The sequence below is a fragment of the uncultured Rummeliibacillus sp. genome (assembly GCF_934216135.1).
Lineage (GTDB): Bacteria > Bacillota > Bacilli > Bacillales_A > Planococcaceae > Rummeliibacillus.
In genome coordinates, this window is the sequence record NZ_CAKQBI010000006.1 from 16719 (window position 1) to 33530 (window position 16812).

At 34.9% G+C, this 16812-nt stretch carries 15 protein-coding genes and 1 riboswitch; of the genes, 6 read left to right on the forward strand and 9 right to left on the reverse strand.

From position 1 onward, the window contains the following. Positions 1–29: 29 nt before the first annotated feature. A complete protein-coding gene (locus tag Q0977_RS05490; RefSeq protein ID WP_299511228.1) occupies positions 30–1274 on the reverse strand; it encodes a hypothetical protein in 1245 nt (414 codons plus the stop codon). A 99-nt stretch (positions 1275–1373) separates the two neighbouring features. On the opposite strand from Q0977_RS05490, the gene Q0977_RS05495 reads away from it, so the two are divergent. From Q0977_RS05495 to Q0977_RS05505, 3 genes are read left to right on the forward strand one after another with little or no spacing between them, the layout of a single operon-like run. Next, positions 1374–2483, forward strand: a complete 1110-nt coding sequence (locus Q0977_RS05495) for a mandelate racemase/muconate lactonizing enzyme family protein (RefSeq protein WP_119415946.1) — start codon at positions 1374–1376, stop codon at positions 2481–2483. A 15-nt stretch (positions 2484–2498) separates the two neighbouring features. Beyond that, positions 2499–3176: a GNAT family N-acetyltransferase gene (locus tag Q0977_RS05500; RefSeq protein WP_119415947.1), complete on the forward strand. Its 678-nt coding sequence runs from the start codon at positions 2499–2501 to the stop codon at positions 3174–3176. A gap of 24 nt (positions 3177–3200) precedes the next feature. Next, positions 3201–4166, forward strand: coding sequence for a nucleoside hydrolase (locus Q0977_RS05505; RefSeq protein WP_299511231.1), 966 nt, complete (start codon positions 3201–3203; stop codon positions 4164–4166). 62 nt (positions 4167–4228) lie between these two features. On the opposite strand, the gene Q0977_RS05510 is transcribed toward Q0977_RS05505, so the two are convergent. The 5 genes from Q0977_RS05510 to Q0977_RS05530 form a co-directional block, all read right to left on the reverse strand. Beyond that, complete coding sequence (locus Q0977_RS05510) at positions 4229–4438, reverse strand: hypothetical protein (RefSeq protein ID WP_119415949.1); 210 nt, start codon at positions 4436–4438, stop codon at positions 4229–4231. 43 nt (positions 4439–4481) lie between these two features. Then, entirely contained in the window at positions 4482–5768 is a 1287-nt protein-coding gene (locus tag Q0977_RS05515; RefSeq protein ID WP_119415950.1) for an Nramp family divalent metal transporter, read from the reverse strand. Between the two features lie 168 nt (positions 5769–5936). Then, complete coding sequence (locus tag Q0977_RS05520) at positions 5937–6647, reverse strand: hypothetical protein (protein ID WP_119415951.1); 711 nt, start codon at positions 6645–6647, stop codon at positions 5937–5939. Between the two features lie 402 nt (positions 6648–7049). Further along, positions 7050–8276: a peptidase T gene (gene pepT, locus Q0977_RS05525; RefSeq protein ID WP_119415952.1), complete on the reverse strand. Its 1227-nt coding sequence runs from the start codon at positions 8274–8276 to the stop codon at positions 7050–7052. A gap of 32 nt (positions 8277–8308) precedes the next feature. After that, positions 8309–8962 (reverse strand): lysoplasmalogenase, encoded by a 654-nt coding sequence (locus Q0977_RS05530; RefSeq protein ID WP_233548074.1) that lies wholly within the window; start codon positions 8960–8962, stop codon positions 8309–8311. A 130-nt stretch (positions 8963–9092) separates the two neighbouring features. Between Q0977_RS05530 and Q0977_RS05535 the strand changes: the two genes are divergently transcribed. After that, the gene (locus tag Q0977_RS05535; RefSeq protein WP_119415953.1) at positions 9093–10778 is read left to right on the forward strand and encodes a hypothetical protein; all 1686 of its coding nucleotides are present in this window, start codon (positions 9093–9095) and stop codon (positions 10776–10778) included. A 79-nt stretch (positions 10779–10857) separates the two neighbouring features. Here Q0977_RS05535 and Q0977_RS05540 read toward each other — a convergent pair whose 3' ends face one another. Both Q0977_RS05540 and Q0977_RS05545 read right to left on the reverse strand, forming a co-directional pair. After that, positions 10858–11589, reverse strand: a complete 732-nt coding sequence (locus Q0977_RS05540; RefSeq protein WP_119415954.1) for an NADPH-dependent oxidoreductase — start codon at positions 11587–11589, stop codon at positions 10858–10860. A 120-nt stretch (positions 11590–11709) separates the two neighbouring features. Then, positions 11710–13182, reverse strand: a complete 1473-nt coding sequence (locus Q0977_RS05545) for a DASS family sodium-coupled anion symporter (RefSeq protein ID WP_119415964.1) — start codon at positions 13180–13182, stop codon at positions 11710–11712. A gap of 287 nt (positions 13183–13469) precedes the next feature. After that, positions 13470–13585: riboswitch (SAM riboswitch) on the forward strand. Between the two features lie 135 nt (positions 13586–13720). Between Q0977_RS05545 and Q0977_RS05550 the strand changes: the two genes are divergently transcribed. Both Q0977_RS05550 and Q0977_RS05555 read left to right on the forward strand, forming a co-directional pair. Beyond that, complete coding sequence (locus Q0977_RS05550; RefSeq protein ID WP_119415955.1) at positions 13721–15016, forward strand: O-acetylhomoserine aminocarboxypropyltransferase/cysteine synthase family protein; 1296 nt, start codon at positions 13721–13723, stop codon at positions 15014–15016. 341 nt (positions 15017–15357) lie between these two features. Beyond that, on the forward strand, positions 15358–16344 hold the full coding sequence (locus tag Q0977_RS05555) for a homoserine dehydrogenase (RefSeq protein WP_124218205.1): 987 nt from the start codon (positions 15358–15360) through the stop codon (positions 16342–16344). 169 nt (positions 16345–16513) lie between these two features. Here Q0977_RS05555 and Q0977_RS05560 read toward each other — a convergent pair whose 3' ends face one another. Next, positions 16514–16744 (reverse strand): DNA-binding protein, encoded by a 231-nt coding sequence (locus Q0977_RS05560; protein WP_119415957.1) that lies wholly within the window; start codon positions 16742–16744, stop codon positions 16514–16516. Positions 16745–16812: the final 68 nt, after the last annotated feature.

The following is a 16812-nucleotide window of genomic DNA, read 5'->3' on the forward strand; positions in this document are numbered from 1 at the left end:
TTTAGCCCTTTTTTCAATTCTAAAAATATTTAGTGATAAGTAGAAAAATTAAGTTCATATATAGCACGAGGTCTACCTTGTTGGTAAGACATTTCTTCGCCAACTACTTTTGCGTAGCCGTGTTCAACTAGCTTTTTTAATATTCTTTCTGTAGATCTTCGTGTGACTTGTAAGTATTTTGCTAAATCTACTGCTGTAAATTGTAAAGATTGTCTTGAAACGCTAAAAGCCATGATTTTTGAAATATTGAGGGGACTCAATTTTGTTTCTTTTGCCATTTGTAACACATATGGATCCTTTGTTTGTAAGGAAAGAACTATAGGCTGGTTTGGAAATGGTCCTTGTAGTTCTTTGTTTTCACTCATAATGTAGATGGCATTAGGTAATGCAAAATCCAATGCCCTTTTTGCATTTTCTTGTGCCTCTAATATAGATTCTCCATAACCAAATGTTAACTTTATCGGGTACTGTGTTATGTTAAAAATAGATTCTAATAAGTTATGTTGAAAAGCATTTTGAATGTGACCGAAAGTGGTGAATAATTCAAAATGATTAGTGTCCATTTTTTGATAGGATGCATGTGTAGCTGTGACAACTTTTTGTAATATAAGCTGCTCATCTTCATTTGATTCAGAAAACTCTAGAATACCAACAACTGCTTTTGCAGACTCGGATTTAGTCATTTTAGATAATACTTTTGTCTCTTCTAAACGATGGATAATGGAACTATTAGAATCATGCATACGCATTGCAGGGATACCTTCCGCAATCAGTGCATCATAGATACTATGAATACTTGTAATAACAAATCTAATCTTGCCTTCATCCCATAGTTTTCTATGCCGCTGATAGATCATATTAAAGTGTTCTTCAATGTGAATTTCTTGTACAAATGGCTGTGATCCATTGTATTCTATATCATCCAAAACATTTTTAACGTGCTTAGAGTTAATAACATCAATCGATAATTGAGAAAGTTGTATATGATGTTTTGCTAAAACGGATAAAATGGATGTTGATATAGCAAATTCATCTTGTTTTAAGTATGTCCATGGTATCGGCCAGTTCGTTAATAGTGGTTTTGCGTATAAATATGGCAGCGTACCGGAAAATAATAATACATCACAAGGTTTAATCGTTTTCATTAATTTTGGGGTTTCATCTGGGGTGTTATAGATATAAAATTCTAATTGGATATTCTCAACTTCTTGTGAGATACTTATTAAACGATCCTTAAAAGCAAGAGAGCTAATGACTGCAATTTTTGTAGGCATTATGACGACTCCTTAACTATTTTTTAATCGCTATTAGCGACCATTTAACGACAACTATATCAAGAGAATTTCTAAATGTAAAGAAAAGAGTGAAAAAAGATGAAAATATCATCGGTAGAAATCTATGCTATTGAATTACCATTAATCGAACCTTTTATAATTAGCTATGACACATACGATACGATGCCTTCTATTATCGTCAAAATGACAACAGATGAGGGAATCGTTGGTTATGGAGAAGCTGTTCCTGACGAACATGTAACTGGCGAGACATGGGAAAGTACTTATATGGTTCTAAAACATCAACTTGCACCAGTCGTAATTGGACAAGATCCTTGTAGCTTTGAAAAGATTCATGAGTTAATGGATAAAACGGTTTATCAAGTACCTGCTGCAAAAGCAGCAATAGATATTGCTTGTTTTGATATTGCAGGTAAAAAATTAAATGTTCCTGTTTACCAACTCATTGGTGGTCGTTATCACGAAAAATTCCCTATTACACATGTATTAAGTATTGGAACCCCTGAAAAAATGGCTAACGAAGCAGCTGAAAGAGTGGAAATGGGGTACCGTTCATTTAAGATGAAGGTCGGAACAGAAGTGATGAAGGATGTAGAACGTATCCAAGCAGTACGTGAAAAAGTAGGGGATGCTATCGACATTCGTGTAGATGTTAACCAAGGTTGGCATAATGCAGCAACAACATTAAAAGGGTTACGCGCATTACGCGACGTTAATCTAGACTGGTTAGAGCAACCAGTAGATGCAGATGATATCGATGCAATGGTTGAAGTCAAATCAAAAACTGATGTGACATTGATGATTGATGAAGGATTGCATGGTACAAAAGAAATGCGTGAAATTATTGCAAAACGTGCAGCAGATAAAGTGAATATAAAACTCATGAAGTGTGGTGGAATTTATCCTGCTATGAAATTAGCTAATATGGCCGAAATGGCAGGAATTGAATGCCAGGTAGGGTCTATGGTGGAATCTTCTATTGGTTCAGCAGCTGGTTTTCATGTAGCCTTTTCAAAAAAAATTATGAAAAGCGTCGAACTTACTGGACCTCTTAAATTCTCAAAAGATGTTGGAAATCTACACTATGATGTGCCTTTTATCTGCCTAAACGAACGACCAGGCCTAGGAGTAGATGTAGATGAAGATATCATACAAGAACTTTGCCATAAATCATGTATTGTTCGTTAGGAGGAAATTATAGTTATGACTATTGCAAATGGTTTTCTTGGTGAAACACCTTATTACGTTCAAATATTAAGTGAAAAGAATTTATCCGAACTTGCAAAGTTACAAGAGGAGGTAATCGGTGCATTACCTGATAAGAATACATTACAACCATTAAGTGAAGAGGAATTTAAGTTTATATTAAGCGACCATGGTTTAATGATTGGTGTTTATGTAGAAGACGAACTAATTGCATTCCGTGCTTTACTTGAACCAATGATTGACGAAGAGCATTTAGGTAGAGATTGTAGTATACCAGAAGAAGAACTTACAAGAGTACTTTATCAAGAGATTTCAAATGTTTCTCCACGTTATCGTGGTTATGGATTGCAAAAAAGGATGGCTCAAATCATTATGGAACAAGTAGATTTAAGTCGATTCGATTATATTTGTGCAACAGTAAAGCCATTGAATATCCCAAGTTTAAAAGATAAATTTTCCCAAGGTTTAATGATAGCAGGTTTAAAAGTAAAATATGGCGACAAATTGCGTTATATATTTTATAAAAAGTTGAATGGTGAAACTCCAACTTTTTCTGAATCACGGGCTTTATTAATGTCTGATACTACCGGACAACAACAATTATTAAAAGAAGGCTTTTTGGGAACAGATATGTTTCAGATGAAAGATCAATGGTATGTAACATATAAAAAGTAAATCCTTATTAAGGGGTGAAGAATTTTGAACAAAACACCGGTAATTATTGATTGTGACCCTGGCATTGACGATGCAATGATGCTGGCATTAGCATTTTCACGTCCGGAACTTGATATTAAACTTGTCACAACAGAAGCAGGAAACTTATCTACTGATAAGACAACCTATAATGCGTTAAGCTTTTTAACTTATATTAATCAAAATGTTGAGGTAGCACGTGGTTTAGCCCATCCTATTTTCCGCACTTTAGAAGTAGCAGAAGATGTGCATGGCGAAGGCGGTTTAGGTAACGTCAAATGGGCGGAACCAACTTTAAAAGAAAGTAAGCGTCCAGCCATTATGGCTATATATGAGACACTGATGGCTAGTGATGAACTCGTTACGATTATTGCTACAGGGCCTTTAACGAACATAGGTGCATTATTACTTGCTCATCCTGAAGTAAAACCAAAGATTAAAGTGATTTCTTGGATGGGAGGGGCAGCAGTTGGGGGGAATATGTCTACAACTGCAGAGTTTAATGCCTATGTAGACCCACATGCGGCAGAGATAGTATTTCGCTCAGGTGTCCCTATTGTGATGAGTGGTTTGGATGTTACACATAAAGCCTATATTACACGTGAAGAGATGGCTAAACTTCGAACATTAGGTACTCCATTTGCTGAAAAAGCAGCAGACATGATGAAGTTCTATACATTTACGCAATCACAAACACCGTTCTATGCACCAAATTTTGAAGAACAAATTCGTGTACATGATGTATGTGCGGTAGCTGCCATCGTTGCACCTGAGTTATTTAAAGGTGACAACTATTATGTGGAAATTGAATTAGAAGGACGTTATACTACTGGGACTACAATAGTTGACTATACACATAAAACAGGGAAGAAGCCAAATGCTAAAGTGTTACATAGCGTAAATCGTGAAGGTTATATCAAGCTGTTTTTTGATGCATGTACGACGATTGGACAACAGCTTTTAGAGGAATAGTTTAATGTTAAGTACTAAGACAAAAGGGACTCTCCATTTAGCTGGATGAGCCCCTTTTGTTGTTATGATGTCCATTTTCCATTATATTTGTCATCAAAACTTTCTTTTTCTAAATCTTTTCTTTGAGCTTCTAGTGGATACGAATCAACTGTTTGCTCATCTTCGTGTAAATCATAAATACTAATATACTCAGAATCCAACATATCCGGTCTGTCTTCGTAAGGAAGATCGATGAATTTCTTTTTATCATTTGGCAAAGAATCTTTTTTCATGGTATCACTCTCCTTTAAGTTAGTGTGAGCGATACAAAGGATATTATGCGCCAAAAGCTGTTTGATAGAGAAGATAGATGTTTAAGGCTACTACAATCCCCGCTACAATCCATCCTAAAATCGTTGTTAGTTTGTGGTTGACCAATCCGCCCATTATATTTTTATTACTTGTGAACATAATAAGAGGTATCAATGCAAAAGCAATCCCAAATGATAATATGACTTGACTCCATACCAATGCTTTTGTCGGGTTAGCTCCAAAGGCGATGATTAAAATAGGTGGAATCATGGTAATGGCACGTCTCAAATAAATCGGAATATGTTTGTTTATAAAGCCTTGCATGACAACATCACCGGATAATGTACCAACCGATGAACTTGCTAGCCCCGCAATTAGTAATCCTAGCCCGAATGAGACTGCAGCTATCGGACTAATCATATCACTAAGTGCATTGAATGCTACATCAAGATCTTCAACATTCATCCCTTTTGAGTGGAATACAGCAGCTGCGATGATTAACATACTCATATTAATAGCCCCTGCAATTACCATAGCAATTATGATATCGATAAATTCAAATTTGAAAATTTTCCGTTTTTCTTCATCGTTATGCCCTATTATGCGATGTTGAGTTAATGATGAATGTAAATATATAGCGTGTGGCATAACTGTTGCACCTAAAATACCTGTTGCTAAAAGGATCGAATTGACACCCTCAAATTTAGGGATAAATCCTGCAGCAATTGCTCCGGCATCAGGATGAGCAAGGAATGTTTGGAATGCGAAGGCTAACACGACCATCATTACCATTGCCGAAATACCAGCTTCAAATGCACGTACACCTCGTCGTTGAAGTTCTAAGATAGCAAACGATCCAACAGCGGTGATTAACGCTGCAGGAAGCATTGGAATATCAAACAATAAATACATACCAAGTGCAGCGCCTATAAATTCTGCTAAATCTGTTGCCATGATAACTAACTCAGCTTGAATCCATAATAGAATGGACGTTTTCTTAGAAAAGTTTTCACGCGCTACTTCGGGTAAATTTTTCCCCGTTGCTATGCCTAATTTCGCAGAAAGTGATTGGATAAGCACAGCCATTAAGTTTGAAAAAGCAATAACCCATAATAGTAAATAGCCATATTGTGAACCTGCTGTAATATTCGTTGCGAAGTTTCCTGGGTCTATATAAGCAACAGCAGCTATAAATGCTGGACCTAAGAAAGGAAGTATACTTTTAATACCATGTACTTTACCGTTTAAAACATTTTCAGCCGTTATTTGATTATGGTTTTTATTTTTTTCTTTTTGAAAACTATTTAGCATGTTTTTCCCCCATTCCCAAAAGTGTTATACCAGAAATAAAGTTTCCTTCAGGAAAGTTTTTGTGTGTACATTGTACTGCTATTAAGTTTAAAAGTAAAGGGGATTTAGGATTATTTTTAGATTTACTATTAAGTTAATAATATTTTGGGTGATGAGAACATCGGAATTTTATTTTAATGGACAAAAGCCACATTGCATCCAACCGGGAATATCCTTAGAAAAGCAACAAGTTTTTCGTACAGGAATATTGATCAATTTTGAAGGATGTTCTTTCCCAGTATACTCTTTAAAGTAAGAGTACTTAGCAAAAGGGGACCATAGAGAATCATCTTCTAACAATGCAATATCTAATTGAGCTTGTTCATAAGTCCCAGGATTTGAAAGTAGAACATGGTAATGCCATAACATATAACCAAATACATTTTCCCATAGCATTTTAGGGGATACAGAAGTTATTTTACGAAGTTGAACAAAAACTTCATAACATTGTTGTTTTAAAATTTTTTTGAATGCAGATTCTCGGTTTTCCTCTTCAACCCAATGCCAATCTGATGATTTCGTAAATGTACATAATGCCTTATTTCCAAATTCTTCTTTAATGCCGAATTTCAAATCACTTAAAGCACCATCCCAAAATTCGTCATACATTGTTAACATGTAAAATTGCATTGAAATAAACATTCCATAGCGACGAGTAAAATAGGAGAGTGCAATTACATCTGACTCCACTTTACTAATTACTTTAATCAGTGTTATAAAATCACATAAAAAATCATCATTATGAAGCTGCTGTAAGTTAAAAATAGTATGAACTGAATCATCTACATAAATACTATAAGACTTTAATTTTTGTAATTGATCTTTTGATAAAGAACCCATAAAATCACCTCATATTCATACTATACATTAGTTATGGAATTTTCTAAAAATATATTCAAAAGTATTGACAATACAAATGATAATGATTATCATTGTCATATAAAGAAAATAAACCTCCTCTTCAAATGCAAGTAGAGCAGGGTAAGTATAGCTACTTTTCTCCAAAAATTAGCTATTCATCATATTTCTAAACCCCCCTCAAAAGTTTAGAAATTTGTATCAAGACTGTGGCGATAAGATTTCATCCATCTTATCGTTTTTCTTTTGTCAAAATCCCTTCTTGATATCTAATCCTTTTTGAAAATAATTTTTAAAAAGAAAAGAAGAAACAACGATTCGAGTAGTTTTCCGAATGGTCGTTTCTTCTTTTCTTTAAATATCATCAGCTTATGAATTCAGCAATTAAGCTTGTTGTTCAAACAATTGAACAATTTCTATAATGACTTCAGTTGCTTTCACCATTGTTTCAGCTGAAACATATTCGTATTTACCATGCATATTTTCGCCACCAGCGAAGATATTAGGAGTTGGTAGTCCCATATATGAAAGTTGAGATCCATCAGTACCACCACGAATAGGTAAAATTAAAGGTTTGATATCTAGATTTTCCATCGCCTTTTGTGCTATGTCAACAATTTCTTTCACAGGTAGAATTTTTTCGGCCATATTATAGTATTGATCGTGGATATCTACTGTAATGGCATCTTCGCCGTATTCAGCTTTGACTGCTTTTTCGGCTTCTTTCATCAATGCTTTCTTTTCTTCGAAAGCTTCACGGTCATGATCACGAATAATATAAGAAAGAGTTGTATTTTCAACTGTACCATTGAAGTTCATAAGATGTATGAAACCTTCATGATCTTCAGTTGCTTCAGGTATTGTATCTTTTGGCATCATTTCTTGGAATTTGATAGCCATTGTAATAGAATTGACCATTTTCCCTTTTGCTGAACCAGGATGTACATTTGTACCACGTGTAGTTACTTTAGCAGCAGCGGCATTAAAGCTTTCATATTGAAGCTCTCCAAGTGGGCCACCATCCATTGTATATGCATAATCTGCATTATAACGTTCTACATCAAATTTATGAGGACCGCGTCCGATTTCTTCGTCAGGTGTAAATCCTACACGAATGGTACCATGTTTTACTTCAGGATGTTGTATCAAGTATTCCATTGCAGTCATAATTTCTACGATACCTGCTTTATCATCAGCCCCAAGTAAAGTAGTGCCATCTGTAGTGATCAATGTTTGACCAATATAGTTTACTAATTCAGGTGAGTTTTTAGGTGATAATACAACTTCTGAATTTAGTTGAATATCTCCACCATCATAATTGTCATGACGTTGTGGATTAACGTTTGTACCTGTATAGTCGGTCGCTGTATCGACATGAGCTAAGAAACCGATTGTTGGAATTTCTTTATCAGAATTTGAAGGTAATGTTGCAAATAAGTAACCATTTTCATCTACAGAAATTTCCTGCATACCAATTTCTTTTAATTCATTTTCTAACAAATGGAGTAAATCCCATTGTTTTTCAGTAGAAGGTGTCGTTTGGCTATCTTCGTTAGATTGTGTATCAATTTTTGTATAGCGAACTAATCGTTCAATCACTGTTTCTTTCATTAGTTTGAATCCTCCTTATATTTGAAGCATTGTCATAATTCTAACACTTTCTTTCGGACTACGGAATAATTTAGTAAGCTTAAAGTGAATAAAAGTTGGGCTCCATAGTAACTTGTCATAATAAGGACATGGGACATAGGAATATCAGTTATAAACTTATTGATAGCTAATATAGAGTCAGAGAAAATAAAGGAAAGAGCACCAATTATAAGTAATGGTGAGTAAGATTGTATAGCGGACCAGCCCATTGTTAAAATGACTGCAATATAGAAGCAAACTGCTACGCTAAGTATATAATTCCCTGATTTAAATAAATTACCCGCAATCCATGCTACCATCATCAAACCGTAAGCCAATAAAAAAATAGCAATATATACATTTATTGCTTTCTTTTTCACCTTAAAAAATGCGACAATGTAGCAGATATGACCGACTAAAAAGCAGGATAGGCCCAGTAAAAACCAGTGTAATGTGGCATCGCCAAGCATACAAAAGATTAATCCAAAAAGAAGCCACTTTGAAAATGCTGGGTTGTTCGAATTACGCTTCAAAAAGACGAAAAGTATCATCAAGATCATCGGTATGATTTTGAATGTAATTTTCAACAAGAATGGTTCATCAGGTATTAAGAAAATATAAATAAGAGAAAAGAAGATAACAAGTATAATAAGATTTAACCTTGTCATGAATCCACCTCCTTTACGTGATTTTCTATATATTGATACCTCAAATAATTCGAAACAAAATTCCAAAGAAATTTCTAAGAAACTTTCTATGAAGTCATTAGTATTTTAATATGAGAAAGGATGAATAACTATGACTACTACTTTACTTATGTCTGCCATTATTGCTGTAATAGCAGCAGTGCTAATCATGCCAATAACTAGTAGAACTGCTGATGGTGAGTTTAAGACAAAGTTTAAGATGCAATTTGGAATTGCGATTTTTATTTTAGCCTTCATCATCACAGTAATTGTTTTTTATGTTACAAAAATCGATCAAAACTGGACAATTTTATGGCCAGTACTATTTATTATTTCATTGATAGGTGCATTATTATCAAACCAGCTTGAAAGAAAAATAAAAGGGATTATTGCTTTTGCAAGCTTACTATTTGTTGTATACCTAATTTCAGCACCTTTTTTCAATGCAAACCAAAAATATCAATCTGCTGAGATGACAAAAAAGGTAGAGATTGAAGCATTCGATGACACAAAAACACCTGCAAGTGTTCCGCCAAAGTTTGCACGAAACAAAATGAAAAAAGCCTTTAGCCAAGTACCAAATACAAGTTACTATGAACTAGGTAACCTGCAGATTCAAAAAGTAAATGGTGAATATGTTTATATTGCTCCAGTGGAATTCTCTGATTTCTTTAAATGGATGAAAGGAAAAGAATCTCCAGGATATTTAACAATGAGTGCAACAAACTCATCGGATAATCCTAAGTTTGTAAAATCTCCAATGGTTTACACAACTTCTGCTTACTTAAATAACAATGTGGAACGTCATATGCGCTTAGCTAATACTAAAGAAATCTTCTATGGTGACGCACAATTAGAAGTTAATGACGATGGTAAACCATTTTATATCCGTACTTATGGTGAGTTTATATCAGGTCGTAATGGTTTTGATCCTAAAGGAATTGTGATGATTGATGCTAAAACGGGCAAGTCTCAAACCTATGCATTAAAGGATGTCCCTGAATTTATCGACGGTGCGATTTCTCCAGAAGCTGTAAGTAGACAAAATGAGTATTTTGGTAAATATGTGCATGGTTACTGGAATAGCTTATTTGGTAAAAAGGATGTAAAACTCCCATCAGATGAAGGAACTGAAGCTAATGTTAGTCCAGTATTTGATGAAAATGGAACCATGTATTACTTTACAGATTTCACTAGTCCTAAAGAAGGCGTGGACTCAATGCTCGGCTACTCTTTGACAAATGCACGTACAGGTCAAGCAACATACTATTCAGGTAACAAAGATGAAGCCTATATGGATTCGCAAGGGGCAATTCAAATTATTGAGAAAAAATTCATCGAGAAAAAATGGCAAGCTTCTATGCCAATTATCTACAATTTCTATGGTGAAGCAAGTTGGCTAGTTCCAGTACTTGATTCCAATGGATTCTTACAAAATTATTCCATTGTATCAGCAGCAAACCCAGAACTTTCAGTATCAGCAGCTACACCGAACGAAGCGCTGAGACAATATAAAACAGTGATTAATCGCTCGGGAAGTAGTTCTTTAAATAGTAGTTCTTCAAGTGAAGAAAAAATAGCTAAAGGAAAAGTAATCCGAGTTTATAAAGAGAAAAACGGTGATTATACGACAATTTCTTTCTTATTAGATAACAAAGAAAATTATATTGTCAGCTCCGAATTAGCACCTCTTGCAGTATATTTAAAAGAGGGCGACCAAGTGGAAGTAAAATATGTAAATTCAACAGATGTTTTCTTACCAGTTAAAGAAATGACGATTCAAGGTATAGAAGAGTAGATTTACAAGGATACAATTTGTTGTCAAAAAGGGCCAATGGAAGGATACTTACCATTGGCCTTTTTTTCTTAAAAGAATACTATTTCCAAGTAAAACCTTTTTTAGCTAAGAAGTCTTTGATAAAAGGACGGCGTTGTTCGATAAGAAAATCAGCCATTTGTTTTGTCCAATTAGCCATCTTCTTGTTAGAAGAACGACTTGCATAATATGTTTCTAATGTTGCGTCATATTCATCTAATAGTTGATCATACTTTTCTACATCATAATTATTTTCATGCAGTATAGCATTTAAAGGTAAACGTGGTTTTGTTTCGTTACGTTTCGTAGGTTTACCAATTGTCATAGCAAATAACGGGAAGACATAGTCTGGTAAATTAAATAATTCGCTAATTGCTTCTGGTTGATTTCGCGCCCCACCAATATAGCAAATTCCATAACCTTCTGCCTCTGCTGCAATAACGAAGTTTTGCGCAAATAAGGATACATCTGCTACACCGGCAAGGACATTTTCAGCCGAATCCGCTACAATTTCAACACCTTGCTTTTTACCAGCAATTTGTAAACGTTTGAAATCTACGCAAAATAGAAAAGCTGCGCCAGCTGTTTGGAATTGAAACGCATTGTTTGATAGTTCGCCAAGTTTTTGTTGTTTATCTTCATCCGTTACCCAGATAACACTATAAGCTTGGATAAAGTGTGAAGTTGCTGCCATTTGAGCAGTTTCGATTAAATCATACACGACTTCTTTAGGGATTTTTTCACCAGTATATTTTCTTACAGATGTATGACTACGTAATAGATCTTTGACCACTAAATGTCACTCCTTTATAGTAGGTATCATTTTCACTATACGGGATTTTATAGAAAGTTACTACTGAAACAAATGGCGAAGAGGTTTTAATACTCTTCGCCATTTCACTAATTGTAAGTTTTAAAGCAAACCAATCCATTTCCAGTAGGTTGCACTAAATATTAAAATGAGCAAATACCCTGCAATAGTAATTGGGATACCTGATTTTAAGAAATCTTTGACAGTAAAGGCTCCGGTACCGTAAGCAAGCATATTTTGAGGTGCACTTACAGGTAGTAAGAAGCCAAAACTAATAACAAACTGTTGGATGATTACAAATCCTACATTATTAATATTAAAATCAATAGTTGTTGTTAGTGCAATAAAAATTGGAATTAATGCTGAAGATAGACTGGTTGCACTTGCGAAACCAAGGTGAATTAGAATATTAAATAATGACACTAAAGCAATTGTTGCTAAAATTGGCATATGTTCTAAGCCGAGTGAACCGAATACTTTAGTAGAAAGCCATTGAGCACCTTGTGTATCAAGTAATATTGTACCGAGTGAGATACCTACTGCAAATACAATAATAGTACCCCATGGAATAAGACCTTCTACTTGTTTCCAATCAAAGACACCAATTTTGGGGGCTAATAATACTGCGATAGCAATAATTGTAACAGTTGTCGTATCAAATGGGTGTAGCTTTCCTTCAGTAGCCCAGAAGAATAATAAAATTAAAGAAATAATAATTAGACGAATTTCAGCGGATTTGACAGGTCCTAGTTCTTTTAACTGGGATTCAATCAATTCTTTGCCGCCTTCAATTTTTTGAGTTTCAGGTTTAATCAGATTAATCATTACAAAGAATAGCACGATGGACATAATAATTGAGAATGGTGCTGCGTATATAAACCATTGGCTCCAGGAAATATCCGTATTAAATTCTTTATTGATAAAACTCAATGCGACCATATTTTGCGCAGCAGCTGTCTTAATGCCAACATTCCAAATAGATACAGCTTGTACAGAAGTTATGACTAATAATGCAGCTAGTTTACTATCTTTTGGTAGGCCGAATGCAGCGACCATACCTAGTAAGATGGGCACAACTGCTCCTGCCCGAGCTGTGGCACTTGGTACGAAAAATGCTAATATAATCGAAACGATGATTGCTCCAAATACGATATTTTTAGTTTTTGTACCGACCAGGGATAAAATCCATAAGGCAAGTCGCTTATGTAAATTTGTTGCTTGCATGGCAGCAGCTAAGAAAAGAGCAGCAGCCACTAATGCGACGGCAGAATTGCTAAAACCACCTAAAGCCATTTTCAAAGCATTAGCTGTACCATACTCTAGTGAAGGATCTTCAAGAGTGGGTGCTAATCCGATTGATATTCCAGTAATTGCTATAATCATGGCTGCACTTACTGGATAAGAAACAGCTTCTGTAACCCATAAAATAACGGCAAATCCAAGAATTGCTAAACTCCTTTGACCAGCTACGGGTAAATTTCCGCTGTTTGGCCAAAATGTCATGATTATTAATACAGCAAAAGCAAGTCCTATCCATAGAGGTTTTAAATTCTTTTTCTTTTTAACTTCCTCCATAATTATCATTCCTTTCCTTTATCTCCATTATAAGGCTGTGCTTATTGATATAATGTGCATATATATGTCGAAAAAAGGAAAATTTATGAAATACTTTATTTGTAAAGTACACGTTTATCTTATGAAGTAAGATTAAAAAGATAGGAAAATATTGTACTAGTGATTCTTACAAAAAATATAATACAAGAAATAAATCCCTTTCAAAATGATTAATTATTCAGAAAGTTGTTGACTTTTATTCTATTTATCTTCTATACTTACCTCAACAAGATGGAATAAAAAAATAACCTTTATCAAGAGCGGCGGAGGGATAGGCCCTGCGATGCCCAGCAACCAGTAAGTTTATGAATACTTGCTACGGTGCTAATTCCTACAGATTCTAAGCGAGTCTGAAAGATAAGGGGAGGAAATGCTAATCAACCCTCTTCTTACGTGAAGAAGGGTTTTTATTTTTTATAAGCATTGGAATAATGACTTTATAAAAACCCTTTAACACACCTCCGTTTTCCATCTAAAAAATTTTTAGGAGGAATTTAAAATGACAGAATTACGTAAAGAGACTTTAGCAGTTCATGGTGGTCAAACACCAGATCCAACAACAGGAGCTATTGCAGTACCTGTATACCGAACAACTGCATATAAATTCAAAGATTCTGAACATGCACGTAAATTATTTGCATTAGAAGAACCAGGCAATATCTATTCTCGTATTATGAACCCTACTGTAGATGTATTTGAAAAACGAATTGCATTACTTGAGGGAGGTACAGCAGCAGTTGCTTTATCTTCAGGGATGGCAGCTATCGCATTTTCAATATTGAACATCGCACGTGCAGGTGATCATATTGTATCCGCATCTAGTATTTATGGAGGAACTTATAATCTATTTGCGAACACGTTACCTCGTTATGGTATTACAACAACATTTGTCAACGAAAAAAATAATGATGAGTTTGAAGCAGCTATTCAAGATAATACAAAAGCTATCTATGCTGAAACCATTGGAAACCCAAGTCTTTCAATCGTAGATATTGAAGCATTAGCAAAAATTGCACACAAACATGAAATTCCATTAATCATTGATAATACATTTGCTTCACCTGTAGGTTGCAATCCAATTGAATTTGGTGCAGATGTTGTTGTTCACTCTGCAACAAAATGGATAGGCGGTCATGGTACAACTATTGCTGGGGTAGTAGTAGATGCCGGTAAATTTGATTGGACACGTGGTAAATTCCCTGATTATACAGAGCCAGATGAATCTTATCATGGTTTACGTTACGGTGTTGATACAGCAAATGCAGCATTTGCAACTCGTTTACGCGTTCAATTATTACGAGATTTTGGACCAACACTTAGCCCTGACGCTGCGTTTAATTTACTCCAAGGATTAGAAACTTTACATTTAAGAGTTCCATATCATAATGAAAATGCAAGAAAAGTGGCAGAATATCTTCGTCAAAATGACCAAGTAGAATGGGTGCATTACAATGGATTTGATGATAGCGAATTTGCTGCAAATGCTAAAAAATACTTGAAAAATGGTTTTGGATCTGTCCTTACTTTTGGTATTAAAGGTGGACGAAGTGCTGGTCGTCAGCTTATTGATAACATTGAATTATTCTGCCACGTGGCGAATGTTGGGGATGCTCGTTCTCTAATCATTCATCCTGCTTCTACAACACACCAACAATTAAGTCCAGAAGAATTGAAAAAATCTGGTGTTCCGGAAGAATTAGTTCGTCTGTCAATTGGTTTAGAAGCTGCGGAAGATATAATAGAAGCACTAGAGGCCGCATTTGCGAAAGTCGGTAAACCTGAAGAGGCAAAATAAAACTGGATTCGGGAAGCAAAAGTTTAAAGAGTGATGCGTTAAACACGTTCACTCTTTTTCTCTTATATAAATTGGCTTTTTAAAAATAATCTAAAAATTCGATAAAATCAATGATGTAAGCGGTTTTCATGACCTCTCAGAAAAAACAATTGTCCTTCTCAGAAAGATTTTTCTTGTAATCTGTCCGTATGTGAGCTAAAATCAACTTTAAGTTCAGTATTTAAAGATTTCTTTACATGTATAGGTCACATGTTAATGATAGATAAATCACAAATTGAATGCGTATGAAGTGAACATATGTATTTCACAATATAAAGAAGAGAAATTTGGAGGCGAATGATATGACAACAGTGAAGGTAGCGATTCTTGGTTTCGGTACAGTTGGTCAAGGTATTTTTCGTATAGTAAATGAAAAACGAAAGCAATTCAAAGATACTTTAGGAGTAGATATTGAGATTGTTAAAATTCTTGTAAGTAATGTGAATAAGCCGCGTTCACATGCTCCAAAAGAATTATTAACAGATAAATTTGAGGATATCTTAGCAATTCCAGATTTAGAAGTGGTTTTTGAGGCAATTGTTGGAGAAGAGCCAGCTTATAGATATTTATCAAAGGCGATTGAAAAAGGATGCAATATTATTACTGCGAACAAAGTAATGTTTTCTAAATACGGTTTAGCTTTACAAGAGAAAGCGAAAAAATACGGCGTTCAAGTTGGTTATGAAGCGACTGTAGCTGGTGGAGTACCAGTTATTAAGACAATGCAAAATATCCTTCGGGTGAACGAAGTAAGTCATATTCAAGGGATTTTAAACGGCACTTCAAACTATATCCTTACTCAAATGCGCAGTGAAGGATTACCATTCGATGAAGCGTTACAAGATGCACAACGTTTAGGCTATGCAGAAGCTGACCCATATAATGATATCTCGGGTCAAGATCCATTCCGCAAACTTATGATTTTAAGTGCATTAGCATTTGGTGAACAACCTAATTGGGATGATGTAGATATTGTAGGTATTACGGAAATAACAGCTGAACAAGTTGAGGAAGCAAAAGAAAAAGGTTTGCGTTACAGACATGTTGGAGATGTTCGTCGTGATGAGACAACTGGTGAAATTATTGCAACAGTAGGACTTCAATTAGTAGGACCAGAACATCCGTTATATAATATTGAAGGTGTTAATAATGCAGTTGCGTTTGATACAAACTATATTGGTACACTTACACTTGTAGGTCCAGGTGCAGGTATGTTCCCTACAGCGAGTGTAATGGTGGAAGATTATGCAGACATGTTAGTGAAATCACCAGCAACAGTTACAATTTAAGTTATTAACTCGTTTTATCATTATTCATAAATCTAATCTACATATATTGTGGGGAATAGCGAATAACGGCTACGAGGTTAAGTAATAACAAAGCCACGGAAATTTTACAATCAGTAAAATTTTCGTGGCTTTTCATTTTAAAGGTCATTTAAACCAATCCTATATTAAATTAGTCTTCGTCTTTAATATCAATATCTTCAGGAATCGGCGTATTTTTCCATATCTCAATTTCTTCCTTAATCTGTTGAAGCTGCTCGAAGTAACGATCAAATTGATCACTACTGATTAAAAACTGTTCACCATCATGAACAGAACGAATGCGGCCTTCCAACACATAACGCATTACTTGATATTCAGGCATAGAGATATCCTTTGCTGTTTCTGCAACCGTTTTGTACATAATGTTAGGCCCCCTTGGCCTTATTATAATAAAAGAAAATAGTAACCTCAACTTTCTGAATATATGAT